The sequence below is a fragment of the uncultured Corynebacterium sp. genome, assembly GCF_937999985.1.
GTDB lineage: Bacteria > Actinomycetota > Actinomycetes > Mycobacteriales > Mycobacteriaceae > Corynebacterium.
Genome location: NZ_CALLDG010000052.1, coordinates 41,305 through 65,949 on the forward strand (window position 1 = coordinate 41,305; position 24,645 = coordinate 65,949).

Here is a 24,645-nt window from a genome sequence, read left to right on the forward strand (position 1 = left end):
CGTTCTAGCGCCGCAGTCCTAGCGCTTGCCCTGGTTGATCCTCTCCATGAGGTAGGCCGGGGGCTGGATGTCAATCTCCGCCCTGCCGTCACCTTTCGCCTTGATGTCGGTGAACGTGGTGATCTCAGCCATGTGCGAAAACATCAGTCGTGGGCTCAGCGCGCCCGCTTGCCGCGAGAACTCCTGGGCGGTCACTGCCGCCATCATCTTGATGGAACCCAGCAGGTCGGTGCCTTCGCCCATCTCTCGAACTAGGGTGATGTGGCGATGCGGCGTGGAAAAAACAAGTCCTTCGCTGGGATCGATCTGCGGCAGGTAGCGCTCGAGGATCTCGTTCATGAGCAGGGGCACTGATCCCGCATAGTAAGAGCCGCTTTCGATCGCCCAGAAGCGCTCGTTGGGGCGGTCTTCGCTCGCTCGAACAGGCTGCACATCCAAGCCGGAATCGATCAGCTCCTGCCACAGGTTGCGGTAGCCAATCCGGAACAAGTCCTCAATCGGACCGCGATTGTTCAGCGAACCTGGGCTCAGCGCCAAAACGGAATTTGGTGTATCCAGAACCAGGTTGATGCACAGGTCATCCGAATAGGGTCGAATTGGCGAATCCGGGTTGAACTCTAGTGCATCCGCCCGCGACTGCTCCGGCAGAAGATCGATCGCCATTAGGCGCGCCCGCAAACGGGAGTAAAACTCCGCATCCGGAAGCGAAAGTAAATCCCGCTCCGAGCTGGCAGCCGGCCCGAGCAGACTATTGACGAAATGCTCTACCAGCACAGGCATATCCCGACCGAAATCCTCGGCATTGGCGCACTGCTTCGTGATGTTCTCGAGCCCCAGTTGCGACCCCTCGCCATAGTCTGGCGCGGGGAGCTGCCCGCCATAGGGGCCGGGCGTGGGGCCTGGGTAGCTCAGCGGCTTCTGAATGTGTTCGGGCTTGCTGTAGTACACGACCTCGGGCGTGGGGGTTGCGCCGTAGCCCAGGCTGTTGAGCGTCCGCACAATCTGCCGGATCAGCGCCGTCGATTGGTGCAGGTCCAGGCGAGGTAGCGGCACCGGCGGGTCCTGCGGGCCGGGCTCTGCAAGCGGTGCGCTGGGGTTTGCTGGCGAATTGGGTGCAGGCGAGGTTCTGTGTGGGGTGTCGTGTGATGCATCGTGCGAGCCGAAGATCCGACTCAACCAGTTGCGCTTCTTAGGTGCCATGACCCCCACCCTAGCTAGTTTCGGGCTGGCAAGTCTTCGGCAAAGGCTGCTGCAAGTCTCCGGTAATGAACGCTGCAAGGCCCGAAGTGATGTGGGGAGGGAATAAATACGTGGGGGCGTCGTTAAAGAAGATTAGATAACAAAAGTTCAGCGCGGTAGACTCAAGGTTGAGTATTAACACCCCGCGTGAACAGCGCAATAAGGAAGGAGCGACACATGGCGCACAGTGAATGGGCCGAGAAGGATTATTACAAAGACCTCGGCGTGTCCTCCACCGCATCGGCAGAGGAGATCAAGAAAGCTTATCGCAAGATCGCCCGCGAGAATCATCCGGATGCGAACCCGGGCGATACGGCGGCGGAGGAGCGGTTCAAGAAGGCTTCCGAAGCGTACAGCGTGGTGGGGGACAAGGAAAAGCGCGCGGAGTACGACGAGCTGAAGCAGATGCTCGCTAGCGGAGCCTACTCGAGCTTCGGCGGTGCGGGTGGTGCTGGCGGCTTTGGTGGCGCAGGTGGCACAAACTTTGGTGGCGGCGGCTTTAATGTCTCTGATCTTTTTGGAAATGACGCCACCAGTGGCGGATTCGGGGATGTCTTCAGCGGACTCTTCGGCGACGATCCGACCGCTGGCGCCTCCCGCAGCCGATTCGGTGGCCGGGGTGGCCGGGCTGGACGCCGCACTCAGCGCAGCCGCGGGGCGGACGTGGAGACGGAGCTGACCCTCGAATTCCGCGAGGCCACCAAGGGTGTGACCGTGCCGATCCGCCTGACCAAGCCCGAACCGTGCGAAAGCTGCCACGGCTCCGGCGCTAAGGCGGGCACTTCTCCGCAGAGCTGCGCTACCTGTAACGGCAGCGGCATGGTCAGCGAGAACAGGGGGGCCTTTGGGTTCTCCCGCCCATGCGCGGACTGTTCTGGCACTGGCTCGGTGATTAAGGACAAGTGCCCGGATTGTTCCGGCACGGGGCGGACTACTCAGTCCCGCACGATTACCGTGCGCGTGCCTGCGGGCGTGGTCGACGGGCAGAAGGTGCGCCTGGCCGGACAGGGCTCGGCGGGGCAGCGCGGTAAGCCGGCTGGCGACCTGTTCGTGACGGTGCACGTGAAGCCCGACAAGGTGTTCAGTCGCGACGGCGACGACCTGAAACTGACCGTGCCGGTGAGCTACCCCGAGCTGGTGCTCGGCGGCGCGGTGACGGTGCCGACCCTGGCCTCCAAGGTGCGGGTGCGCATCCCCGCCGGTACGCAAGATGGCACCACGCTGCGCGTGCGTGGCCACGGTGTGAACAAGCGCAATGGCGCTAGCGGCGATCTGCTGGTGACTGTGAAGGTGGCCGTGCCGAAGAACTTGGACGAGGGCGCGATGAGCGCGCTGCGCAAGTATTCGGAAGAGGAAAAGCGCTCCGGATTCGACCCCCGCGAAGGATGGGAGGGTAACTGATGAGTAACGGCAAGAACGGCGGCGATCGCGAGGTTTTCGTGATCTCCGTCGCTGCGCGGATTACCGGAATGCACGCCCAGACGCTGCGCACGTATGACCGCATGGGTTTGGTGACGCCCCAACGCACCAGCGGCGGCGGCCGCCGCTACTCGCGCGAGGATATTGAGCAGCTGCAGGAGATCCAGCGCCTCTCCCACGAGGAGGGCGTGAACCTGGCAGGCATCAAGACGATCATCGCCCAACAGAACCGGCTGGACGAGCTGGAAGAAGAAAACGCGGCACTGCGCCGCCGCCTGGCGGAGATGCAGGCCCGCGTGGAGCGGGGCGAGGGTGCAGGCGCGGGCGGGCGCTCGCGTGGCGAGATTGTGCATGTCCCGCGCTCTACCTCTGTGGTTCTGTGGGACCGGCAGAAGCGGCGGTAACTAGAGGCTGATCTGGCCAGTGACGATCAGGTACAAAGCACCGATGGCGGAGGCGACGATGAGGGCACTGATGATCCACTCGAAGGTGTTGAACACGCGCCCGCCGGCCTTGATGCGGGTGGCGACGTAGACCACCAGGCCGGGCACGATCAGCAGCGTGCCGAGCAGGACGAACTGTAGCTCGGCGGCGTACAGCAGCCACAGGGAGTAACCGAAAGCTACGGCACTGATGAGCAGGTGCCCGCGATTGGTTTTCTTGCTGACCTCGGGGCCGGAGATGTCGAACTTCGAGCCGGCGTCCGGGTGCTTGAATCCGTGGCCACGGGTGGCCAGGAACAGCAGGTACAGGCTGGAGAACACGTAGGGCACCAGGTACAGGGACGTGGCCAGCTGCACCATCGTGGTGTACGTGGATTCGTTCAGGTAGAAGATGATGATGAACGCCTGGATAACCACGGCGGACAGGAACTGCGAGACGTATGGGGCGCCCATGTCGTTGGTGCGTCCAACGGCCTTCGGTAGCAGCCCATCCTGAGCCATCAGGGTGATCGGTTCGGCACACAGCATCTGCCAGGAGACGTAGGCACCCAGAACGGAGATGCACAGGCCGACGGAGATCAGGCCAGCACCCCACGGGCCGACGACGTGCTCCAGGACGGTGCCCATGGAGTTATCGCCCATCGCGGCGAGCTCTTCGCGGGAGACCACGCCGAAGGACAGGAAGCTCACGGCGGTGAGCAGGAAGAACACGGAGACGAATCCCAGGAAGGTGGCCAGGGAAACATCCTTACGGTGGCGTGCGCGCTTCGAGTAGGTGGAAGCGCCCTCCACGCCGATGAAGGCCCACACGGTGAACAGCATCATGCCCTTAACCTGGTCGCCGAGGGAAAGCGCCTGGTCCTGGTTCTCACCGAAGGTGGCGGCGCGGCCCCAGAAGTCGGAGGTGAACACGTCCGTGTTGAAGCCGACGAAGGCCACGAGCACCAGGAACGCCAGGATCGGCAGGATCTTCGCCACTGTGGTGATGACGTTCATGATCGCCGCTTGGCGCACGCCGCGGGAAAGAATCAGGAAGATTCCCCAGGTGAGAGCTGATACGCAGATCGACTGCACCAGCGGATGATCGCCGCCGAAAATGGGGAAGAAGAAGCTCAGGGAGCCGAAGAACAGCGTCGCGTAGCCCACCTGGGCGATGATGGTGCCCAGCCAGTAGCCCCACGCGGAGGCGAAGCCGACGAAGTCACCCAGGCCGGCGCGCACGTAAGAGTACACGCCAGAGTCCAGGTGCGGTTTACGCAGTGCTAGAGCCTGGAAGACGTAGGCGATGCACAGCATGCCCACGCCGGTGATGCCCCAGCCGATCAGTGCAGCACCCGGCGAGGCGACAGACGCGATGTTCTGCGGCAGCGCGAAAATGCCGGCGCCGACGGTGGAGCCGATGATCAGGCTGACGAGCGTGCCCATGCGGACGGTGCGTGGGTCGTCCTTGACCAGCACTTCAGCGGTGGAGGCCTGCGGGTGATAAACCTCGGCAGTCTCCTGAGTATATGGGGTATCCCCATTATTAGAGATATTCACGGTTAGTACCGTACAACGTGTCCGTTGGTTAGGCCAACCTGCTGCGGTTTTGCGGCGTTAGCTCTCGCTAGTTGTGCTCGGCTGTGCTCGGCTCCCAACCCAGCGCAGGCGCGACGTGGGTAGCGAAGTTCTTCAGTAGGCGAACATTGGCCTCTACGCCCAGCTGATTCGGGATAGTGAGCATCAACGTGTCGGTCTCGGCCACTGCGGCGTCATTAAGAAGATCCTCGACGAGCTTGTCGGGTTCACCAATATAGGTTCGGCCGAAGGCGGAGCTGCTGCGCCTGCAGGTCACCGAAGCTGTCACCGTTGCTCTCGGTGAGGAGGGTGGAGCTCATGAGGTTGACGCCCGCCTGCCCCGCCCGCTCGGCGGTCTAGGTTGGGGAAATGCGGGAGTACGGGGATGGAGGCGCCGGGCTGGTATATGTGCGGGTATTGCTTCTTTGCCGAGGGGGCGGTGGCCATGCCTACTCCGCGGATGGCGGCTAGGTGGCGCAGGAAGTGCTCGCGGGCGATGTCGGCGCCTCGGGGGTCGGTGGAGTCGGTGTGGTCGAAGCTGAGGAATCCGAAGGCTTTCATGGTGCCAGTGCACGAGAACATAGTTGAGGCATCAACTAAGTTCTTGGCTGTGGACTACGGACGATTTTCGGGAAGGGTAGGAATGTAGTCATGCAAGATACTCGGCGAGGCATGACATTTTCCGCGGACGTGGGGCAGGACCTGTGCGGGGTGAACAGCCTGCATGTACTCGCTACCGAACAGGGCATACGAGGCATAGGTTTCGCTGGGGAAAATTGGGGTGCGGTGGATGAGCTGGCGGAAGATGCGGCGAGTCGGCATGTAGCGGGGCGGCATGTAGCGGGGCGGCATGCGGCAGAAGAGCATATAGAGGAGGCCGCAAGGCAGCTGGGGGAGTACTTCGCGGGGGAGCGGCGGGAGTTCACCGTGCCCGTGGACTTCAGTGGCTTGACAACTCCCTTCCGGCGCCGGGCGACGGAGGCCCTGGCGCAGATCCCGTACGGGGAGACCATTACGTATGCCCAGCTGGCGGCTCTGGCGGGCAATCCGCGTGCCGTGCGCGCCGCAGCCTCGGCGTGCGCGCGTAACCCGCTGCCGATCCTGTACCCGTGCCACCGGGTGATCCGCAGCGACGGGAGCCTCGGCGAGTACCGGGGTGGCGCGGAGACCAAGCGGGCGCTGCTGGAGATGGAGCGCGCGCTAATATCGCGCATTTAGCTCCGGGGACCACATGTAGGAACTGTGGGCGTCGGTCTCCCCGCGGCTCATGAGGTAGAGGTCCAGGATTCGGCTCCAGCCGTAGCTGCTCCAGCTGCCGGAGTCAGGGGTGGCGGAGTCTGGGGTGGCAGAGTCAGGGGCAAAGTCTGGCGACGCGGGGTCCTTGCCGTGCACTCCAAACCCTGGGGTAGTGGTGAGTCGGATCATGTCGCCGGGCACGTGCTCGTTGATGACCTGGCCGTGGCTACTGTGCTCATCCGGCGACCCATCCGGCGGTGCAATCAGCTTCAGATCCTCGGCATGCTGTGCGTGTACGCCGGGGCTGCCCCAGAAACGCACCTCGTCGGCGGTGAGCCCCTCGCTGCCTTTCGCCGCGGCCTCCCCGACCACGACCGAACCGTAGCTATAGCCCACCACCTGCAGTTTTGCGTCAGGGTTTCGCTCACGCAGCTGGCGCTGATGCTCCCGCAGCGCGGTGGCGCCCTCCTTCGCCGGCGCCTGGGAGATCGCGCCGGGCAGATCCCCCGGAGCCGAGTAGCCATGCCACGCCACCACCGCCACGTTCCTGCCGTGCACCGCCGCATCCGCAGCCGTCGCCCGAGCCCACGCCTCGGTGCGTACAAGCGCGTCCGCATTACTCGACCCCACGCCGCTGACCAGCGTAATCACCTCGTCGGCGCTCTCGACATCACCCACCGTCACCACCGGACCATGCGGCGTATCCACCCTCTGTACTGGAGGCAAGTTCTGGGGCCCCTTTATTGATGACGCCCCCTCGACCTCACCGACCCCAGCATCACTTCGGGGTGGCGCGACCGTGCCACTGATCGCGGAGACTGCGGTGCCGGACACCCGATCCAGCACACTCGCCAGCTGGAGAGCCCCGCGCAGAACATTGGTCAGCACCAGCGCCAGGTTCTGCGCGGCCTCACCGATGCCGGGTATGAAGGCCAGGTGACGGGCGGAGACCTCCCCGTCCTGGTGCACCGACATTAATGCCCCGCGGGCCAACCCCACGGTCGTGCGCACTACCGACCGGGTGGGGCCCAGCACGTCGGCGTGGGTGCCCGCCAGCTGGCCGATGGTGCTGCTGCTGAAACCGGCGGTATCCAGTTGGTTCGCGGCGGAATCGGTGGCGTGGCCGGCGGCGTCCGCGGCCTGCCCGGACCAGTCCGCGCCCCACTTGGCCTGCTCCCGGGCGTTCGCAGCGTGGCGGGATGTCTTGTCGCCATTGCGGGTGAAGAGGTCGGCGGCGGAGCGCAGGGCCTCTACGTTTGCGGCCTTGAGGGCGTCTACGGTGACTGTGCTGGTAGTTGGTGTGGCGATCATCGGCCGGCCCCCGCAAAGGCATCCGAGCCGTCGGTGTCGGCGACGGTTACATTCTCGGCGTACACGCCGATGGTGCGGCTCATGTTCGACAGTTGGCGGCCGAACCCCGTGAAGGCCGCGTGGAGCCTGTCGGCGGCTGTGGCGATGGCCCGCGTGGTGGCTCCGCCCGGAATGTCCGGTGCGGAAGCGTTGGCCACCGAATAGCCCGCCGAGGCGCACTGCACTCCGTCCTCGTTAATCACCTCGCAGCGCCCGTGGACTGCTGCTGTATCCAGCGCCATCGTGTCCAAATAGTCCAAAAATCCCATCGTCGAATAGTTCACGTGCTTACCCCCTGGAGATCGCGACCTGCTTTCTGGGAGTGAGTGTAGGGAGGCTAGGGGCGTCAAAAAAGAAAAATTTTTCGGGGCTGTGGATAACTCAGCTTTATCCACAGGGCGGCCATCGCGGCGCTGCCAAAAGGGGGCGCGATGTCGGCAATGTCGCTAGGGTGGACTGTATGCGTATCGCTGTCATCCAGATGAAAGCCGAACCGAACGTGGAAGCCAACCTGGCTCGCATCCTGAAGTACATCGCGTCCGGTGCGGCAAATGGTGCCGACCTGGTCGTCTTCCCCGAGGCGGCCATGTTCCCCTTCGATAGCGGGCGGCTGGATACCGTCGCCCAACCGCTGGATGGGCCCTTCGCCCAGGCGATTATCGACACGGCCAAGAAGCACGGCACCACCGCCGTTGTCGGCATGTTCACCCCGGCCGATACGGTCTACCGCACCCCGAGCGGGCAGCTGGTGGAGGAGCAGCCCAGCGACTCCCCGGAGGCCAACCAGTTCCGCCGCGTGAACAACACCCTGCTGGTTGCCGGACCGGACTACGTGACGCACTACGACAAGATCCACACCTACGATGCCTTCGGCTACCGCGAGTCCGATACCGTCAAGCCGGGTAAGCGCCGGGTGGTTATCGACGTCGGTGGCGTGGGAGTGGGGCTGGCCACCTGCTACGACATCCGCTTCCCTGGCCACTTCGTGGCGATGGCAGCGGCGGGCGCAAAGGTGATGGTTGTGCCCTCCAGCTGGGCTGATGGTCCAGGCAAGCTGGAGCAGTGGCGCGAACTCACCGCGGCCCGCGCGCTGGATTCCGCCAGCTACCTAATCGCTGCGGGCATGGCACGCCCGGGCTCTCCGGAGCGCTACGGTACTGCGGATGGCCCCACCGGCATCGGCCACTCCGTGGCGATCGGCCCGAACGGCGCCCGGCTGGCGGAGACCGGCTACGCCGCCCAGGTGCTGACCATCGACATCGACCCGAACTACGTGGACAAGGTTCGCAAGAACCTGCCCGTACTGGAAGGCCACCACACCGACCGTGAGCTCGGCGTGGGGGTCGATCTGGTCGGTGACGTGGAGGAAGCTCAGCAGCTGAAGTAGCTGAATTAGTTAGGCACGTCGAAACGCAGCTGCTCGCGGTTCGCACCAGCGCGGAGGAAAGCCTCCACGGTGTGGCGCTTCATCTCCGGTCCACCCGTGATCAGCACCTCGGCATCGCGCCACGAACCGCGCTCGGCGGCCACATCCCCCACCAGGCCGCGCGCCGTGTAAGCCTCGAAGTTCTCCGGGGCGGGCGCATCCTCCTGCACCACCAGGTACAAATCCAGCCAATCGAAGGCATCCTCGAAGCCCACCAGACCCTGCCACTCGTAAAGCTCATCAGGGTTCTGCGCGCCGAAGAACAGCTGCACCATCGGCGGGCGCTCCTCTGACTGGATGAGGTCCAGCAGGATAGCCCGCACCGGCGCCAGACCCGTGGACCCGGCCACCATCACCACCGGCTTCTCGCCGGAAATCTGCAGGTCGCCATATGGATTGGCTACCACCCACTGCTCGCCGGGCTGGGAGCCCTCCACGATCGCGCGAGAAAACGGCCCGACGGCGCGGACGTGAAACTCCACCAAACCGTCCTCGTTAAAAGGAATCGCCGGGGAAAGCGCCCGCCACAGCTGCGGAGTATGCGGCGTGCGGACCTCCACATGCTGGCCGGACCAATACGGCAACGGCGGATCCATCTGCGTGCGGATCACGGCGATGGCGTCACAAGGATGAAGCACCTCGAGCACCTGTGCGGCCGAGGTCGCAGGCACGTCGGCTTCCTCGTCCTCGAGCGCACCGTAGGCAAGCAAGCTACATCCGAGGTTGATTGTGTCGCTGAGCTTTTTTGTGACGCCCATATACTCCCCAACAGCCTCCACCAACGCGGACTCTAGCGCCTCATAATGCTGAGAACCCACGCCGAACTTTCGGAAATCCTTGCCGGTAGCGACCAAGAACTCGGCTTGGTCGGTGGCGAACTCACCGCCGGGGGTGATGCCGCGCAGGACGAAGCGGATGGTGCGGTCCAGGTAGGCCTCGTCCAGCTCCATCGTCTGAGCGAAATCCGGGGTGGGGTTGGCGTACTCGGCGCCCGCGACGTGCGGGAAGTGCACGGTCATGGGCTTGGGATCCATTGCGTGCAGCTTTGCGCGGGTGAGCTGGACCAGGTCGTGGCGGTGTTCTTCGACGAGTGCGAGCAGCTCTGCGAAGGTGTAGTCGTCGGACGAAGAGTGGCGTGCCACGGACTCGAAGTCTCCTTGTTCTACAGGGGCGGGCTGAGGCAACCGGGTGAGGGGCCGGTTGGTTGCTCCTCATTGTCGCACCCGAACCTGTGAATTGGAACTCCCCTATTGGAAAGCAGGATTGCCGAGCTGCTGTGGGGCAGTGTGGTACTCGATTGGGGTATCGGAGAAGTTGATTGGGTTGCGAACGCTGCGCATGCCTTCGACCTCGACGATGGGATCCAGGCCTAAGGATTCTGCGAACTCGAAGGCCTGCTTGATGTTGTTCACCGGGCCAGCGGGAACCCCGGCAGCGCGTAGCTTCTGGAACCACTCCTGGGCGCCGGCCTTAGCCAACGCACCTTCGATGATCTCCGCCAACTCGGCACGGTGAGCGACACGGTCGCTGTTGGTGGCGAACCGGGCGTCATCAATAAGCTCCTCGAGCCCCAGCACCCGACAGGTCCGGTGGTACAGCGAGTCGTTGCCCGCGGCGATGGCGAGATCGCCCTCCTGGGTCTTAAAGACCTGGTAGGGGGCGATGGAAGGGTGAGTGTTGCCCATCGCCTTGCCGATGACGCCCGCACCGACGAACGCGCTGGCTTGGTTGGCCAGGGAGGACAGCAGGGTGTGCAGCAGGTTGATTTCGATGTGCTGGCCCTTGCCGGTGGAGGTGCGGGAATGCAGGGCGGCGAGGATGCCCATGCCCATGTGCAGGCCGGTGAGGACATCCACCAGCGCCACGCCGACCTTGACGGGGTGGCCCTCCTCGCCGTTGATGGACATGAGCCCACCGACGGCCTGCACCATCAGGTCGTAGCCGCCGATGTCCGCGCCCTTGCCGGAACCAAAACCGGAGAGGGAGGCGTAGACCAGGCCCTCGTTGTGCTGGCGGAGCGTTTCATAGTCCAGCCCCATGCGCTCCATCGTGCCGGGGCGGAAGTTCTCCACCAGGATGTCGGCTTCCGCGGCGATACGGCGGGCCTGCTCGCGGCCCTCGTCGGTGGAGAGGTCGATCTCCACGGACTTCTTGTTGCGGTTTACGCCGGCGAAGTAGGTGGACATGCCCTGCGTGTTAACGGGCGGCGCCCACGAGCGAGTGTCGTCGCCGACGCCCGGACGCTCGATCTTGATGACCTGCGCGCCCATGTCCGCCAGCATCATGGTCGCGTAGGGGCCGGCGAGGACGCGGGAGAAATCGGCCACGACGATGCCTTCGAGGGGGCCCATAGGTTCCTTTCTGGTTGGGGAAGGGTTGGGAGGGTTGGGGTGGGGTGGGGTGCGCGGAGGTTTAGCGGAATGCGCCCTTGCCGGTGAGGGCCTGGCCGATGATCAGCTGGTGCATCTCGGCAGTGCCCTCGTAGGTCAGCACGGACTCTAGGTTGTTGGCGTGGCGCAGTGGCGAGTACTCCAGGGTGATGCCGGAAGCGCCCAGCAGGGTGCGGCACTCGCGGGCGATCTCCAGAGCCACGCGGGTGGAGTTCAGCTTGCCGACGGAGACCTGGTGCGGGGCGAGCTCGCCCTTGTCCTTCAGGCGGCCGAGCTGTAGGGCCAGCAGGACGGACTTGTTGAGCTCGACGGACATGTTGGCCAGCTTCGCCTGGGTGAGCTGGTAGCTGGACAGGGACTTGCCGAATACCTCGCGGGTCTCGGTGTACTCGATGGCGGTTTCCAAGCTGTCGCGGGCTGCACCCAGGGCACCCCAGATAATGCCGTAGCGGGCTTCGTTCAGGCAGGTCAGCGGGCCGCGGAGGGTGTCGATCTTCGGCAGGCGCTGGGAGTCCGGCACGCGGCAGTTGTCCAGCACGATCTCGCCAGTGATGGAGGCGCGCAGCGAAAGCTTCTTGTGGATCTCCGGGGCAGTGAAGCCCTCCATGCCCTTTTCCAAGATGAAGCCGGCGAAGCCATCCTCGGTGCGAGCCCAGACGACGGCCACGTCGGCGACGGGGGAGTTGGTGATCCACATCTTGGTGCCGTTGAGGACCCACTCGTCGCCGTCGCGGGTTGCGCGCGTCTTCATAGACGCCGGGTCGGAGCCGGCATCGGGCTCCGTCAGGCCGAAGCAGCCCAGGTACTCACCGGCGGCCATCTTCGGCAGGTACTTTTCCTTCTGCTCCTCGGAGCCCCAGTGGTGGATGGCGAACATGGCCAGGGAGCCCTGGACGGAGACGAAGGAGCGCAGGCCGGAATCCACGGCCTCGATCTCCATGCAAGCCAGGCCGTAGGCGACGGCGGAGGCGCCGGGGCACTCGTAGCCTTCCAGGTGCATGCCCAGCGCGCCGAGCTGTCCGAACTGCGGGCCGAGCTCCTTGGCGGGCAGGGTGCCGTTTTCGAACCACTCCTGCACGTTGGGTTTGAGGGATTTGTTGGCGAAGTCCGCCATGGCTTCTTGCAGCATGCGCTCTTCGTCGGAGAGCAGGCTGTTGAAGGAGGTGAGGTCGAGCGGGGAAGAAGTCATGCCAGTCATTTCCTTACGTATATAGGTATCTGTATACTGATTTGCGTACCAATGAGTGTAGGGGAAGTTGTTTCGTTCCGAAAGGCTTTTGTGAAAATTTCCTCTAACATCGTCGTAGTCAGCCGCCACCCCAAGCCGAAAGGAACCCCCAATGCCCGACGCGCCCCACCCAGAGTCCGCGCCGCGGTTCCCCTTTCCCGTCGACCAGCAGCCCGGTAGATCCCACCACCGCACCGTCGACCGGATCGCGGACATCCTGGAGTTCGTGGCCCGCAACCCGCAGCCGCGCGGACTCACGGATATTTCCAAGGCCATCGGCGCGCCAGTAAGTTCCACCCAATCCCTGGTGAATGGCCTGGTCGCAGCCGGATACCTGGAAGAACGGGATAAAGCCTTCCGCCTGGGTCTCGCCCCGTACCTGCTGAGTACTCTCGCCGGTAGCCGCCCCGTGGATCAGGTCACCCACGAGATGCTGGAAGACGTGGTGGAAGAGACAGGCTATATCGCCGTGTTGGCGTCATTGGTAGGTGACAATGTCTACTACCTCGACTACGCGCTGTCGGACCCCGAGTTCGAGTACCTGGCGCAAAACCGGCTGCAGCGCCCGCCACTCGAGACATCGGCGGGATGGGCGATCCTCTCCGGGCTGGGGCACGAGCAGGTGTGGGGGATTCTGGCTGCTTCCGAGAGTTCGCAGGAGACCATCAATAAGTTCCAGCGCTGGTACCCAGACATGCGCGCGACCGGCGAATGCGTGGCCCCCGGCGTGGCTTTGAACGGCGCGGATGGTGTGGCCGTGCGCGTCGAGAGCCAGGGAGTGGCGGTGGCCTCGGTGTCCGTCATTGCCTCGACCGAGCAGATCGCGCGCGACGCGGATCGGATTATTGAGGTTTTAAGACGCCACAGCGCCCGCTGGAACCGTTAGCAGCTCAAGCTGAGTTCGTCGTTGAAGAAGTGGCGGTGATTCGCCAGTCCTCTCCCTGGGGGAGGGCGTGCAAGATGGTTTCAAAGGCGCTGGAGATTAGTGCGGGGCGAAAGCTTTCCGCATAGTATGCCTCCTTGGAAACCTCTTTTCCACCGGAGAATGCGGTGATCTTCCCTCGTTGCTTCATGTGATGACGAGAGATGGTCTGTTCGAGCGATTTGACGGAGCTGGCCCAAGGTTCGTCCTGTTCATATGCGTTGACGCTTCGCTCGCAAGCGGAGGAAGTCTCGATGCTGGGAATTGGGGGCACGCCGAAGTCGGAAATCGCGCTCATACTGATGGAGTGGAGAGCTGAGAGCGCGGAACTTGGCAATGCGGAGTCCCACACGGCAAATAACGGGCGAAGAGGGAAGCGATCCTCTTTCGATCGCACGGTTAAGTGTGCGCGAATAGTCTGCAGATCTTCAATAGTGTCGTGGGTAGCATCATTAATTTCCCAAAGGCTAAGAGGGATTACCTTTCCGTCGGAATCGCCGGTGTAGGAAAAACCCAGGGATAATTCGGCCCAGCGAAACCGGTCGAAAAAGAGGTCGGGATCCACCTTCTCTTCGGTGAAGGTGGATGCTTGCAGGACAACGTAGCGATCCTTGTACATGGACTAAACGCTAATGGATGCTCTGCAGCTTAAACAGGTTTTGAGCACTATGCGTTCTCTAGTGTTTTAGAAAGGAACCCCATACCCGACGGGCACGCGCCAGCCTAAGCGGCCAACTCCGGCACCCACAGCACCAGCTCGGGCCACAGCAGGAAGGCCAGGGCGATAACCAGCATGATCACGACATAGGGGAATGCTCCCTTGAACACGATCATCGGGTTGATGCGCACGGCCTTGGAGACGACGAACACGTTCAGGCCCATGGGCGGGGTGACCATGCCGGTCTCCGCCAGCAGGACGATGAAGATGCCGAACCAGACGGGGTCGTAACCCAGCGCTTCGACGATGGGCAGGGTCACCGGCACGGTCAGGGCGATGATGGCGATCTGATCCATGAAGAAACCCAGGATCAGGTACACCGCGCCGATCAGAGCCATGATTACCAGCGGGTGCAGGGAGGACTCGCCGATGGCGCTGACCAGCTTCGGGGTGACGCGCGTTTCGGTGAGGAAGTGCCCCAGTACGTGCGCGGACATGATGATGGCGAAGATCATGCCGGTGGTCTTCACCGTCTCCAGAACAGTTTCGCCGAACTTCTTGGTATCCCAGCGACCCTTCGCGATCACCAGAATCAGCGCGGCCAGCACGCCCAGGGCGGCGGCCTCCGTAGGCGTGGCGATACCGGTGAAGATGGAGCCGACCACGGCCAGGAAGATCAGCAGCAGTGGGGAAGACTTCAGCAGCTGCAGGCCCTTCTCTGAAAGGGGAACCGGCTCGCCCTGCGGGGCACGGGAGCGGTCCTTCAGGAAGCTGATGTACATCACCAGCACCAGACCCATAGCGACAACCAGGCCGGGGAAGAAGCCCGCGACCAGCACGTCGCCCACGGGAGCCTCCGCGGTGATCGCGTAGAAGACCAAGATGATCGACGGTGGGATCATCGCCGCCAGCGTGCCGACCACTGCCACCAGGCCGGTGGCGGTGCCCTTGTGGTAGCCCTCCTCGATCATGCGGGTAGAGGAGGTCTGCGCCAACGTGGCCGCGGCAGCGGTGGACGATCCCGAGACGGCCGCGAACGCGGTGCCTGCGCCGATGGAAGCGATGGCGGTACCTCCGGGGATGCGGCCGACGAGCGCCTTGGCGGCGTCAAAAACAGAATCCAAAAGACCAGACATCAGCATCAGCTGCGCCATCAGGATGAACAGCGGCACGGCGGACAAAGAGTTGGAACGCACGGCGGCGAACGGCGAGGTCTCCATGGTGGCGATGGCCAGCTCGACCCCGCCGAGGGCGATCAGGCCGACCGTGGCCGTGCCGAAGATGGCGAAGCTGACGGGGACGCGCAGGATAATCAGCGCGACCAGCAGCACAACGACAGTAAGCGCAAGCATGGTTTAAACCTCTTCCTCGCCGGGGTCGTAGTCGGTATAGGGGCGATCCCACGGGGTGATCAGTTCCCGCACAAAATCCAGCGCGGCGACGAAGGCGCACAGGGCGGCGGCGATGGGCACGATCACGCGGTAGGTCCAGTCGGGAGTGGCTAGGTCAGCCATGCCGGGCAGGGTGGCGTGGCCCAGCGAGAACGCCATGTACGTCTGGTTCCATCCGCCGATGAAGACGAAGATCATGGTGATCACCACGGCTAGGTGGATTAACAACAGGATGGTCTTCTGCACTTTGGGCGCGAACTTGCTGAACAACGACTCCACTGCGATGTGCGTGCCCGTGCGGTACGTGGTGACCAGCCCGAAGAACGCGGTGATCGGCAATAGGTAGCGCTCGGTGACGGAGATGTTCCAGCCCAGGGGAGCGCCGAAGAACTCGCGCGCTACGATCTCCGCCAATGTGACCAGCGCCAGCCCGAGGATGGCCGCGCCGGCGATCCAGGCGCACACCGCGGAGACGGTGTTCTGGATCTTGTCGAAGCCGGGGTGGTCCTCGGTGTGGTAGCCGTATGTGCTGCGTTCGGCGGTGCCGTGGTGGCCCGGGTGGACGAAGTTGCTGCTGGTCATGACTGCTGCTCCTTTGCTTCGGCTCGGGTCTTCGGGTCGGTGACGCCCGCACCCGCGCGATCCGCATGGCGCTTCAGTGCGTCCTCGAAGTCGTCCACGACCCGCTGGGCGGGGTGCCCCTTGGATTCGGCGACTTCGATCCACTTGTTTAGTACGGGCTGGGAGATGTTCTCCCACTCTTTGGCCGTTTCGCCGTCGGTGACGTCGTAGAAGCGCACGCCGGCATCCTTCATCTTTTGCACTGAGTCTTCGCGAGCTGCGTTGAGCTCTTCGCAGACGGACTGCTGGGACTTGTCCGCCGCATCGGTCAGCGCCTTCTTCTGCTGGTCGTTCAGCCGGTCCCAGGTATCCAAGTTGATCCCGTAGAAAAAGGTGAAGTTGCCCTGCTGGGCGCCGTAGGTGCTTGCGTGGACCACGTCCTCCAGCCCGTAGGGGGTGATGGAGATCGGGCTGGCGAGCGTGCCTTCGACGGTGCCGCGAGACATTGCCTCGTACATATCGCCGATGGGCATGCTCACGCCGGCGGCGCCGATCTCGTCGATCACGCGGTCCAGGGCTCCGCCGGTGGAGCGGAGCACTGCGCCTTGGAAGCTGTTCGGATGCGAGGGGTCCTGGCCGGCCGTCATGGCCTCGTAGCCGGGGATGGAGCCGGTCCAGAGCGGCATGAATTTCATGGGCTTGAGCTCTTCTTCATAGAGGACGCCCCCTGGCTTCACCAGGTCGCGCAGTGCATAGGCGGTCACGCATGCATCGGAGCTGAACCCCGGGAGGTCGCCCACGCTGCTGAGTGGGAAGCTGGAGCTGACGTAGGAGGGGGAGATGACCGCCATGTCGACTACGCCGCTGCGCACGACGGAGGGGATGTCGGCCTGCTTGCCCATCTGCCCGGAGGCGTAGTACTCGACGTCAACGGAGGAGTCTTTTTCCAGCTGGTCGAGGAAGGGCTGAGTGCCGCCAGTACCGACGGGGTGGGTGAGCGAGTAACTGTCAGCCATTTTTAGCTCCGCGGTGCTGCCGGGGGCGTAAGGTTCAGCGGAGGAGTTGGAGCAGGCGGTGAGCGCGCCGGGCAGGGCGGCCGTCACGGCGACTGCCGTGATGGCAGAGGCGACCCGGCAGGTGGGGCGGGTGCGGCGGCTTCGCGGCGTGCTGTGGTGTGGCGTGCTGTGGTGCGGGGGCGCTTTCTTTTTGTGGAGTCGGAGCATGGTCCCTTCACCCTCTCGTTACGGATACTTGTTACAGATATAGGTAATCTGTTCCCGATTTGGATAAGTTTCATCTAACCTCCAAAGTGTGCGAAAGGCGATCGTTTTCGTCGAGAAAAGTAGATCGGGGGTGAACTTGTGGGGTAAATCACACTCATATACGTAAATTGAGCGGAATAGACTCAAGGCTGTGGTGGTTGAGTCAGGTGTACTCAAGTAAAGTCGGGAGCGTGCAATCGCGACCGGCATGAAGCCGTAGGAGGTAGATGTAGAAATGACGAGCTTCAACCCCACCACAATGACCCAGTCTGCAATGCAGGCTGCACTCCAGGATGCCTCCGCCAAGGGCAACCCGGACATTCGACCGGCGCACCTGCTCGTTGCGCTGCTGGAGCAGGAAGATTCCATCGCCCTGCCAGTGCTGCAGGCCGCAGGCGTGGAGCCGCAGACAATCTCGGTGAAGGCTAAGAACCTGGTCGCCGGATACCCGCAGGCCACCGGTAGCGAGATGGCAAACCCGCAGTTTAACCGTGACGCGCTGAACGCGCTGACCGCTGCCCAGGAGCTGGCGGAGCAGCTGGGCGATACTTATGTTTCCACCGAGGTCCTGCTGGCCGGTATTGCCAAGGGTAACTCCGACGCAGCCAAGGTGATGCACGACGCAGGGGCCACCTTCGAAGCTATCCGCGGCGCTTTCGAATCTGTTCGCGGCAACCGAAAGGTCACCACCGAGGAGCCGGAAGGCCAGTTCCAGGCGCTGGAGAAGTACTCCACCGACCTGACCGCACGCGCCCGCGAAGGCAAGATCGACCCCGTGATCGGACGTGACCAGGAGATCCGGCGAGTCGTCCAGGTGCTTTCCCGTCGCACGAAGAACAACCCTGTGCTCATTGGCGAGCCTGGCGTCGGTAAAACCGCAATCGTCGAAGGCCTGGCGCGCCGCATCGTCGCCGGCGATGTGCCCGAGTCCCTGCGCGGCAAGAAGCTAATCAGCCTGGACCTGGGCTCCATGGTCGCCGGCGCGAAATACCGCGGCGAATTCGAGGAGCGGCTGAAGGCTGTGCTGGACGAGATTAAGGAGGCCGAGGGCGAGGTCATCACCTTCATCGACGAGCTGCACACCATTGTCGGTGCTGGTGCGGGCGGCGATTCCGCCATGGACGCCGGCAATATGATCAAGCCGCTGCTGGCTCGCGGTGAACTGCGACTGGTCGGTGCGACCACTCTGGACGAGTACCGCAAGTACATCGAAAAGGATGCCGCGCTGGAGCGCCGCTTCCAGCAGGTTTATGTCGGCGAGCCGACGGCGGAGGACACCATCGGTATTCTGCGTGGCTTGAAGGAGCGCTATGAGGTGCACCACGGCGTGCGCATCCAGGACTCCGCGCTGGTGGCGGCCGCGACCCTGTCGGACCGCTACATCACCAGCCGCTTCCTGCCGGATAAGGCCATCGACCTGGTGGACGAGGCTGCTTCCCGTCTGCGCATGGAGATCGACTCGCGACCCGAGGAGATCGACAATGTGGAGCGCGTGGTCCGCCGCCTCGAGATTGAAGAGATGGCGCTAGAGAAGGAGACCGACGCTGCCTCGAAGGACCGTCTCGAGCGCCTGCGCAGCGAGCTGGCCGACGAGAAGGAAAAGCTGGCCGGCCTGACCGCCCGCTGGGAAAACGAAAAGGGCAGTATAGACAGCCTGCGCGAGCTGAAGGAAGAGCTGGATAACCTGCGCCGTGAGTCCGAAATCGCCGAGCGCGAGGGTGACTTCGCAAAGGTTGCCGAGCTGCGTTACGGGCATATCCCGGACGTGGAGAAGAAGCTGGCCGAGGCTGAGAAGACCGTGGCCGAGCAGCAGGAAGGCATGATGCTGACAGAGGAGGTCACGCCGGATACTATCGCCGACGTGGTTTCCGCCTGGACCGGCGTGCCCGCGGGCAAGATGCTGCAGGGCGAGACCGAGAAGCTGCTCAACATGGAGCTCGTGCTGGGCGGCCGCGTGGTTGGCCAGCATCGTGCGGTCGATGCCGTGTCTGATGCGGTGCGCCGTGCGCGCGCCGGCGTGGCGGACCCGAACCGCCCGACTGGTTCCTTCCTGTTCCTAGGTCCGACGGGTGTGGGTAAGACGGAGCTGGCGAAGGCTCTGGCCGACTTCCTGTTCGACGACGAGACCGCCATGGTGCGCATCGACATGTCGGAGTATGGCGAGAAGCACTCCGTCGCCCGCCTGGTCGGTGCCCCTCCGGGATACGTCGGTTACGACGCCGGTGGCCAGCTGACCGAGGCTGTGCGGCGCCGCCCCTACACGGTGGTGCTGTTCGATGAGGTGGAGAAGGCGCACCCGGACGTGTTCGACGTGCTGCTGCAGGTGCTGGACGAAGGTCGCCTGACCGATGGCCAGGGCCGGACCGTGGACTTTCGCAACACGATCCTGATCCTGACCTCTAACCTCGGCGCCGGCGGCACGGACGAGGAGGTCATGGAGGCCGTGAAGCGCGCCTTCAAGCCGGAGTTCATTAACCGACTCGACGACGTGCTGATCTTCGACCCGCTGTCTGCCGAGCAGCTGAAGTCCATCGTGTCTATCCAGGTGGGCGATCTGGCAGAGCGTCTTGCGGCCCGTCGTTTGGTTCTGGATGTTACTGATGACGCCCAGTCGTGGCTGGCCGAGCACGGCTACGATCCTGCCTACGGCGCCCGGCCGCTACGCCGCCTGATCCAGAAGGCGATCGGCGACCAGCTGGCCAAGAAGCTGCTGGCCGGTGAGGTGCGCGATGGTGACACGGTGCGCGTGGACATTGACCGCAGTGGCGATGCCGGTGCTGGCGCTGACAGTGCTGGCGTGGCTGATGCTCCGGGACTGGTCATTACGTCGCTCGGCGCCGTTGAAGACGAGGGCTAATACCTGACGCTTTTGGCAGCCCAAAGCTACTCCGAGCGTCTGGTTTGTTTTGAGTGAGGTTGGCAAACGTTTGGTTGTAAAACTAGAGTGTGAGGCACGCCACAAGGCGACCGGGGTGGCGAGCTGAGCGTGGCCGCCCCTGGGCACACCCGACCTCTACTCAAAGGAGTACTCATATGACCGTCTATGCTGATCCTGGTACCGAAGGTAGTGTCGTCAATTTCAAGGAGCGCTACGGCAATTTCATCGGTGGCCAGTGGGTGCCACCTGTCGACGGCGAGTACCTGGACAACGTTTCACCCATCAACGGCGAGGTGTTCTGCCAGGTTCCGCGCTCGAAGGAAGCGGACATTGAGAAGGCAATCGACGCGGCAGAGAAGGCTCAGCCCGGCTGGGGAGCGACCTCCGTACAGGACCGCGCCGCCGTTCTGTTGAAGATCGCCGACCGCCTGGAAGAGAACCTAGAGATGATGGCCGTCGCTGAGACTTGGGATAACGGCAAGGCGGTGCGCGAAACCCTCGCCGCCGACCTCCCGCTCGCGGTTGACCACTTCCGCTACTACGCCGGTGCTCTCCGCGCCCAGGAAGACCGCACCTCCCAGATCAGCGAAGACCTCATCGCCTACCACTTCAACGAGCCACTTGGTGTGGTCGGGCAGATCATCCCCTGGAACTTCCCGCTGCTGATGGCTGCGTGGAAGCTTGCCCCCGCCATGGCCGCTGGCAACGCCATCGTGCTGAAGCCCGCCGAGCAAACCCCGGCCAGCATCCTGCTGTTCGCAGAACTCATCCAGGACATCGTTCCGGAAGGTGTGCTGAATATCGTCAACGGCCTGGGTACAGAGGCGGGCACCGCGCTCACTGCCTCCGACCGTATCGACAAGATCGCGTTCACCGGCTCCACGGAAGTCGGCAAGATCATTAACAAGGCGGTTGCGGAGAAGCTTATCCCCGTCACCTTGGAGCTCGGCGGCAAGTCCCCGTCGGTGTTCTTTAGCGACATCATGGACCAGGACGACAAGTTCCGGGAAAAGTGCGTTGAGGGCTTGGCCATGTTCGCGCTGAACCAGGGCGAGATCTGCACCTGCCCGTCCCGAGCCCTGGTGCAGGAGGATATTGCCGAAGATTTCCTAGCCCTGGCCATCGAGCGTGTGAAGTCCATCAACGTCGGAAACCCACTGGACACGGACGTTATGATGGGCGCACAGGCTTCCCAGGAGCAGATGGATAAGATCACCGGCTACCTGCAGTCCGGCCCCGAGGAGGGTGCACAGGTGCTGTGCGGTGGCGGTGTAAACGAGATCTCGGGCCGCAGCGGCGGTTTCTACATCGAGCCCACCATCTTTAAGGGCACCAATGACATGCGCCTATTCCAGGAGGAAATTTTCGGTCCGGTCCTGGCCGTGACTACCTTCAAGGACTTCGATGAGGCCATGCGCATCGCCAACGACACGGAGTACGGTCTGGGAGCGGGCGTATGGTCCCGCAACGGCACCACTGCATACAAGGCTGGCCGCGCGATTCAATCGGGCCGCGTGTGGGTGAACAACTACCACAATTACCCAGCCCACGCGGCCTTCGGTGGCTACAAGAAGTCCGGTTTGGGGCGTGAGACCCACTTGATGATGCTCGCGCACTACCAGCAGACCAAGAACCTGCTGTGGTCCTATTCGGATGAGCCGTCGGGGCTGTTCTAGCTCTTTTCTTATGGACGCCACCCCGGCCTCAACCGCACTCGTTGTCAGCGCGGGAGGCCGGGGTGTGTCGTATTTGGCGAATTATTCCGCCTGGTCAGCGACCTCCACGTTGTAGTGGACGTTGTCACCGTCCACGGAGTCCGCGGTGACGTCTACGCTGTACGTTTCACCGGAATCGTGCAGCTTGCACTCAATCTTCGCGCCCTCTTCCGCCTTCAGACCGCTGGGGCATTCGATGCGCTCTGGCTTGCGGCCAACCTCCTTCTCCAGGGAATCGGAGATGCCCTTCTCCACATCCGCTTGGGACACCTCTTTTTCGCCGAGCAGGGAGCAAGCGCTCAGGCCGGTGACGGCCAGCGCGCCGGTCAAGAAAGCGGCGCCGAGGCGCTTGGAGAAGTAGGCGGAGCGGGCGGGGTCAGCGGAAGTGCGGATGTTGTTCATGTGGAGCAGTTTCTTTCTCTCGTTTGTAGCTGGTGGCGTGCTGAAATGCCTCTTCAGGCATCCGGGGTATGGAATGTCGCCCCTTGGCGAAATGTTCCCCAGCGTGCAGTACGCTGCACGGTTTAAACTTAATCGATGCTGAGTATGTTTGTCCGGGAAACGCAGGCGTCAATAAGAGGGTGCGATAAAATACCCAGAGCAACGGAGCGCACAGCACAAAGAGAATACATATAGAACAGAAGAGGGAGCCTCCATGGACTTTACGGTCTTTGACCTGCTGATGGATGTCGGCATGATTTCGGTGCTGCTGATTATCGGCACGTTTATGAGGCGCCACTTCGAATGGTTCCGCAACCTGCTGATTCCCGCGCCGATTACTGCGGGCCTGCTCGCGCTGCTCCTCGGCCCAGAGGTGCTGGGCCTGCTGCCGTTCTCCGGCGCGCTGGGCGATTACTCCACCCTGCTGATCGCCGTCGTGTTTGCCTCTATGCCGTACAGTATGACCTTCGCCTCCAACGATGCCTCGAAGGCGAAGAACATGTGGGGCTTTTCCACCTCCATGTTCCTCGGCCAGTGGGGCATCTTTATGCTGCTTGGCCTGCTGGTTTTCGGACCGGTTTTCGATACTCCAGAGTGGTTCGGCATGATGCTGCCCGTCGGTTTCGTCGGTGGATTCGGCACTGCCGCGGCCGTCGGTGGCGCGTTCGGGGATATTGGTGCGGACGCCGCCATGTCCCTGGGGTTCACCTCAGCGACTGTCGGTACGTTGGCCGCGATCATCGGTGGAATTATCTTCGCAAACTGGGGTATCCGCACCGGGCGCACGTCCACCCTGCCAGAGAAGCTGCCGTGGGAGCTGCGCTCTGGCCAGATCGAGGACGAAGCCAAGCAGCCTTCCATCGGTAAGGCCACCACGAACCCATCGTCGATTGAGCCCCTGGCTCTGCATGCCGGCTTCATCGCAGTGACCGTAATGTTCGCCTACATCGGCCAGCAGATCATCGGCCACTTCTTCCCGGCGGTATCGGTGCCGCTGTTTGCCCTGGCATTCGTGGTGGGCATTGGCGGTAAGGTCTTCCTGCACGTCATCAAACGCCCGAAGTACCTGGACCAGCAGACGGTGAAGTCGATCTCCGGCGCGTCGACGGACTTCATGATCGCCTTCGGTATTGCCTCCATTAAGCCGGACGCGGTGGCGAACTACCTGGTTCCGCTGGCGATCCTGTTCGTGCTGGGAATTGCGTACTGCAGCCTGTTCTTCTTCGTTATTGCGCCGATGTTCTTCGGCGATAAGTGGCTGGAGCGCGGCATCTTCGGCTGGGGCTGGGCCACCGCCGCCGTGGCTACGGGTATTGCACTGCTGAAGATCGTGGATCCGGATCTGAAGTCCGGCACGATGAACGAGTACGGCATGGCCTATGTGGGCTATGCGCCGATCGAAATTGGCATGAACATCCTCGCCCCGATCGCCGTGATAGCCGGCCTGACCTGGGGTATCGGAGGTATAGCGACTGCCGCGGCGGTGGGCATTATCGTCTTCGCCGCAGTGCGGGGCTGGTTCCCAGAGAGGACAGGCAAACGGCCGGGCAAGGGTAAACGCTCCGGAAAGGCGGCCGCGGCGGGATAGCGTGCGCAACATCGGCGGGCGCGAGGTTCTACACTAAGCAACTATGAGCAACTCTTCTGCCCAACAGCAGCCCGCCAGCCCCTTCGTCTCCGGTGAGGAGATGCTGGAGGCTTTCCAGCGGGGCGAACGCATGACCGTGATCGACTCGCACTGGGCGCGCACCGAAAACAGCGCCTGGGAGGCATACGTGGGGCAGCACATCCCCGGTGCCATGTTCTGTAACCCCCTGATGCACCTGGCTTCTATCCCGTCCCGCCGCAAGGGCCGTAACCCTCTGCCCGAGCCGGAGCGCCTGCAGAAAAGCTTCGACGATTGGGGCATTACGGATGGTCGCCCTGTTTATATTTATGACGCCGGCGCCAACCTCTACGCGGCCCGCGCATGGTTCGTTTTCCGTTGGGCAGGTGTGCAGAATGTTCGCATCCTGGACGGCGGCACCAAATCTTGGGAGGCCGCAGGCGGCGACGTTGCCGGCGGTATCGGAGCACTGCGCGGCCGGGGTAACGTGGAGGTACGCCCGGGCAGCATGCCGACCCTCGACCTTGAGGAAGTGGAGCAGTGGCGCGAGGAGCGCATCCTGGTGGATGCCCGTGAGGCCTCCCGCTATTCCGGTAGAAAGGAACGCTTCGACCACCAGGCGGGCCGTATCCCCGGGGCCATCAACATCCCGGTCAAGGAGCTCTTCAACAACCACAGCGAGCGCGATAGCAGCGCCAGCGGCCGCGTGAAAACCCCGGAGGAGATCCGACAGATCCTCGCCGATAACGGTGTGACCAGCGGTGACGACGTGTGCGTGTACTCTGGCTCTGGCCTGCACTCTTCGCTGTTTATCGCCGCGATGGAATACGCGGGCCTGCCAGGCGCGAACAACTTTGTAGGAGGTTGGTCCCAATGGTCCGCTTCCGCCTCGCGCCCCATCGAGCGCGACTAAACTGCGGGAG

At 63.1% G+C, this 24,645-nt stretch carries 21 protein-coding genes and 1 pseudogene; 9 read left to right on the forward strand and 13 right to left on the reverse strand.

All coding sequences use genetic code 11. The features are described from left to right. Nucleotides 1-18: 18 nt before the first annotated feature. Nucleotides 19-1,200 (reverse strand): hypothetical protein, encoded by a 1,182-nt coding sequence (locus tag Q0331_RS02310; protein WP_298074517.1) that lies wholly within the window; start codon nucleotides 1,198-1,200, stop codon nucleotides 19-21. Nucleotides 1,201-1,416: 216 nt separating this feature from the next. Between Q0331_RS02310 and dnaJ the strand changes: the two genes are divergently transcribed. Both dnaJ and Q0331_RS02320 read left to right on the forward strand, forming a co-directional pair. Then, on the forward strand, nucleotides 1,417-2,640 hold the full coding sequence (dnaJ, locus tag Q0331_RS02315) for a molecular chaperone DnaJ (protein ID WP_298074519.1): 1,224 nt from the start codon (nucleotides 1,417-1,419) through the stop codon (nucleotides 2,638-2,640). Next, nucleotides 2,640-3,062 carry a heat shock protein transcriptional repressor HspR gene (locus Q0331_RS02320; RefSeq protein ID WP_239316246.1) on the forward strand — a complete coding sequence of 141 codons (423 nt, stop codon included), beginning with the start codon at nucleotides 2,640-2,642 and terminating at the stop codon, nucleotides 3,060-3,062. Before dnaJ ends, Q0331_RS02320 begins: the two co-directional genes overlap by 1 nt. Here Q0331_RS02320 and Q0331_RS02325 read toward each other — a convergent pair whose 3' ends face one another. Further along, on the reverse strand, nucleotides 3,063-4,559 hold the full coding sequence (locus Q0331_RS02325) for an amino acid permease (protein ID WP_298074579.1): 1,497 nt from the start codon (nucleotides 4,557-4,559) through the stop codon (nucleotides 3,063-3,065). It abuts the gene before it with no gap. Nucleotides 4,560-4,707: 148 nt separating this feature from the next. Continuing rightward, nucleotides 4,708-5,174, reverse strand: a pseudogene (locus Q0331_RS02330) (alkane 1-monooxygenase); the annotation flags it as partial. A 156-nt stretch (nucleotides 5,175-5,330) separates the two neighbouring features. Here Q0331_RS02330 and Q0331_RS02335 point away from each other — a divergent pair. Further along, the gene (locus Q0331_RS02335; RefSeq protein WP_298074521.1) at nucleotides 5,331-5,876 is read left to right on the forward strand and encodes a methylated-DNA--[protein]-cysteine S-methyltransferase; all 546 of its coding nucleotides are present in this window, start codon (nucleotides 5,331-5,333) and stop codon (nucleotides 5,874-5,876) included. Here Q0331_RS02335 and Q0331_RS02340 read toward each other — a convergent pair. Both Q0331_RS02340 and Q0331_RS02345 read right to left on the reverse strand, forming a co-directional pair. After that, complete coding sequence (locus tag Q0331_RS02340) at nucleotides 5,859-7,205, reverse strand: alpha/beta hydrolase (protein WP_298074523.1); 1,347 nt, start codon at nucleotides 7,203-7,205, stop codon at nucleotides 5,859-5,861. The two genes, Q0331_RS02335 and Q0331_RS02340, sit on opposite strands and share 18 nt — an antisense overlap. After that, entirely contained in the window at nucleotides 7,202-7,528 is a 327-nt protein-coding gene (locus tag Q0331_RS02345; RefSeq protein WP_298074525.1) for a hypothetical protein, read from the reverse strand. Before Q0331_RS02345 ends, Q0331_RS02340 begins: the two co-directional genes overlap by 4 nt. 176 nt (nucleotides 7,529-7,704) lie before the next feature. Between Q0331_RS02345 and Q0331_RS02350 the strand changes: the two genes are divergently transcribed. Next, nucleotides 7,705-8,631: a carbon-nitrogen hydrolase family protein gene (locus tag Q0331_RS02350; RefSeq protein ID WP_034986714.1), complete on the forward strand. Its 927-nt coding sequence runs from the start codon at nucleotides 7,705-7,707 to the stop codon at nucleotides 8,629-8,631. A gap of 5 nt (nucleotides 8,632-8,636) precedes the next feature. Here Q0331_RS02350 and Q0331_RS02355 read toward each other — a convergent pair whose 3' ends face one another. The 3 genes from Q0331_RS02355 to Q0331_RS02365 all read right to left on the reverse strand — a co-directional run bounded on the left by Q0331_RS02355 (nucleotide 8,637) and on the right by Q0331_RS02365 (nucleotide 12,249). Further along, nucleotides 8,637-9,812 (reverse strand): FAD-binding oxidoreductase, encoded by a 1,176-nt coding sequence (locus Q0331_RS02355; protein WP_298074529.1) that lies wholly within the window; start codon nucleotides 9,810-9,812, stop codon nucleotides 8,637-8,639. A 105-nt stretch (nucleotides 9,813-9,917) separates the two neighbouring features. After that, entirely contained in the window at nucleotides 9,918-11,021 is a 1,104-nt protein-coding gene (locus Q0331_RS02360; protein ID WP_298074531.1) for a CaiB/BaiF CoA-transferase family protein, read from the reverse strand. A 61-nt stretch (nucleotides 11,022-11,082) separates the two neighbouring features. After that, on the reverse strand, nucleotides 11,083-12,249 hold the full coding sequence (locus Q0331_RS02365; RefSeq protein WP_298074533.1) for an acyl-CoA dehydrogenase family protein: 1,167 nt from the start codon (nucleotides 12,247-12,249) through the stop codon (nucleotides 11,083-11,085). Nucleotides 12,250-12,400: 151 nt separating this feature from the next. Here Q0331_RS02365 and Q0331_RS02370 point away from each other — a divergent pair, with 151 nt between their 5' ends. Further along, nucleotides 12,401-13,174 carry an IclR family transcriptional regulator gene (locus tag Q0331_RS02370; protein WP_239388190.1) on the forward strand — a complete coding sequence of 258 codons (774 nt, stop codon included), beginning with the start codon at nucleotides 12,401-12,403 and terminating at the stop codon, nucleotides 13,172-13,174. Nucleotides 13,175-13,178: 4 nt separating this feature from the next. Here the strand turns inward: Q0331_RS02370 and Q0331_RS02375 are convergent, their stop codons facing one another. The 4 genes from Q0331_RS02375 to dctP all read right to left on the reverse strand — a co-directional run bounded on the left by Q0331_RS02375 (nucleotide 13,179) and on the right by dctP (nucleotide 17,043). Next, the gene (locus Q0331_RS02375) at nucleotides 13,179-13,829 is read right to left on the reverse strand and encodes a hypothetical protein (RefSeq protein ID WP_298074535.1); all 651 of its coding nucleotides are present in this window, start codon (nucleotides 13,827-13,829) and stop codon (nucleotides 13,179-13,181) included. A 104-nt stretch (nucleotides 13,830-13,933) separates the two neighbouring features. Continuing rightward, the gene (locus tag Q0331_RS02380) at nucleotides 13,934-15,220 is read right to left on the reverse strand and encodes a TRAP transporter large permease (RefSeq protein WP_298074537.1); all 1,287 of its coding nucleotides are present in this window, start codon (nucleotides 15,218-15,220) and stop codon (nucleotides 13,934-13,936) included. Nucleotides 15,221-15,223: 3 nt separating this feature from the next. Further along, complete coding sequence (locus Q0331_RS02385) at nucleotides 15,224-15,841, reverse strand: TRAP transporter small permease (protein ID WP_298074539.1); 618 nt, start codon at nucleotides 15,839-15,841, stop codon at nucleotides 15,224-15,226. Continuing rightward, complete coding sequence (dctP, locus tag Q0331_RS02390; protein ID WP_298074541.1) at nucleotides 15,838-17,043, reverse strand: TRAP transporter substrate-binding protein DctP; 1,206 nt, start codon at nucleotides 17,041-17,043, stop codon at nucleotides 15,838-15,840. Before dctP ends, Q0331_RS02385 begins: the two co-directional genes overlap by 4 nt. A gap of 274 nt (nucleotides 17,044-17,317) precedes the next feature. On the opposite strand from dctP, the gene clpB reads away from it, so the two are divergent. Together clpB and Q0331_RS02400 are read left to right on the forward strand one after the other, a co-directional pair. Further along, on the forward strand, nucleotides 17,318-19,939 hold the full coding sequence (gene clpB, locus Q0331_RS02395; RefSeq protein ID WP_298074543.1) for an ATP-dependent chaperone ClpB: 2,622 nt from the start codon (nucleotides 17,318-17,320) through the stop codon (nucleotides 19,937-19,939). A gap of 176 nt (nucleotides 19,940-20,115) precedes the next feature. Next, nucleotides 20,116-21,636 (forward strand): aldehyde dehydrogenase family protein, encoded by a 1,521-nt coding sequence (locus Q0331_RS02400; RefSeq protein WP_035004878.1) that lies wholly within the window; start codon nucleotides 20,116-20,118, stop codon nucleotides 21,634-21,636. An 81-nt stretch (nucleotides 21,637-21,717) separates the two neighbouring features. Here Q0331_RS02400 and Q0331_RS02405 read toward each other — a convergent pair whose 3' ends face one another. Next, entirely contained in the window at nucleotides 21,718-22,077 is a 360-nt protein-coding gene (locus Q0331_RS02405) for a DUF4333 domain-containing protein (RefSeq protein ID WP_298074546.1), read from the reverse strand. Nucleotides 22,078-22,330: 253 nt separating this feature from the next. Between Q0331_RS02405 and Q0331_RS02410 the strand changes: the two genes are divergently transcribed. Both Q0331_RS02410 and Q0331_RS02415 read left to right on the forward strand, forming a co-directional pair. After that, a complete protein-coding gene (locus tag Q0331_RS02410; RefSeq protein WP_298074548.1) occupies nucleotides 22,331-23,704 on the forward strand; it encodes a sodium/glutamate symporter in 1,374 nt (457 codons plus the stop codon). A gap of 43 nt (nucleotides 23,705-23,747) precedes the next feature. After that, complete coding sequence (locus Q0331_RS02415; RefSeq protein ID WP_298074550.1) at nucleotides 23,748-24,635, forward strand: sulfurtransferase; 888 nt, start codon at nucleotides 23,748-23,750, stop codon at nucleotides 24,633-24,635. Nucleotides 24,636-24,645: the final 10 nt, after the last annotated feature.

What these genes read in the sequence shown, in the direction of transcription:
- Q0331_RS02380 (WP_298074537.1), bottom strand. Translation starts at nt 15,220, where the DNA reads ATGCTTGCGCTTACTGTCGTTGTGCTGCTGGTCGCGCTGATTATCCTG.
- Q0331_RS02310 (WP_298074517.1), bottom strand. Translation starts at nt 1,200, where the DNA reads ATGGCACCTAAGAAGCGCAACTGGTTGAGTCGGATCTTCGGCTCGCAC.
- Q0331_RS02370 (WP_239388190.1), top strand. Translation starts at nt 12,401, where the DNA reads ATGCCCGACGCGCCCCACCCAGAGTCCGCGCCGCGGTTCCCCTTTCCC.
- Q0331_RS02350 (WP_034986714.1), top strand. Translation starts at nt 7,705, where the DNA reads ATGCGTATCGCTGTCATCCAGATGAAAGCCGAACCGAACGTGGAAGCC.
- clpB (WP_298074543.1), top strand. Translation starts at nt 17,318, where the DNA reads ATGACGAGCTTCAACCCCACCACAATGACCCAGTCTGCAATGCAGGCT.
- dctP (WP_298074541.1), bottom strand. Translation starts at nt 17,043, where the DNA reads ATGCTCCGACTCCACAAAAAGAAAGCGCCCCCGCACCACAGCACGCCA.
- Q0331_RS02415 (WP_298074550.1), top strand. Translation starts at nt 23,748, where the DNA reads ATGAGCAACTCTTCTGCCCAACAGCAGCCCGCCAGCCCCTTCGTCTCC.
- Q0331_RS02385 (WP_298074539.1), bottom strand. Translation starts at nt 15,841, where the DNA reads ATGACCAGCAGCAACTTCGTCCACCCGGGCCACCACGGCACCGCCGAA.
- Q0331_RS02400 (WP_035004878.1), top strand. Translation starts at nt 20,116, where the DNA reads ATGACCGTCTATGCTGATCCTGGTACCGAAGGTAGTGTCGTCAATTTC.
- Q0331_RS02320 (WP_239316246.1), top strand. Translation starts at nt 2,640, where the DNA reads ATGAGTAACGGCAAGAACGGCGGCGATCGCGAGGTTTTCGTGATCTCC.
- Q0331_RS02410 (WP_298074548.1), top strand. Translation starts at nt 22,331, where the DNA reads ATGGACTTTACGGTCTTTGACCTGCTGATGGATGTCGGCATGATTTCG.
- Q0331_RS02340 (WP_298074523.1), bottom strand. Translation starts at nt 7,205, where the DNA reads ATGATCGCCACACCAACTACCAGCACAGTCACCGTAGACGCCCTCAAG.
- dnaJ (WP_298074519.1), top strand. Translation starts at nt 1,417, where the DNA reads ATGGCGCACAGTGAATGGGCCGAGAAGGATTATTACAAAGACCTCGGC.
- Q0331_RS02405 (WP_298074546.1), bottom strand. Translation starts at nt 22,077, where the DNA reads ATGAACAACATCCGCACTTCCGCTGACCCCGCCCGCTCCGCCTACTTC.
- Q0331_RS02335 (WP_298074521.1), top strand. Translation starts at nt 5,331, where the DNA reads ATGACATTTTCCGCGGACGTGGGGCAGGACCTGTGCGGGGTGAACAGC.
- Q0331_RS02365 (WP_298074533.1), bottom strand. Translation starts at nt 12,249, where the DNA reads ATGACTTCTTCCCCGCTCGACCTCACCTCCTTCAACAGCCTGCTCTCC.
- Q0331_RS02360 (WP_298074531.1), bottom strand. Translation starts at nt 11,021, where the DNA reads ATGGGCCCCCTCGAAGGCATCGTCGTGGCCGATTTCTCCCGCGTCCTC.
- Q0331_RS02375 (WP_298074535.1), bottom strand. Translation starts at nt 13,829, where the DNA reads ATGTACAAGGATCGCTACGTTGTCCTGCAAGCATCCACCTTCACCGAA.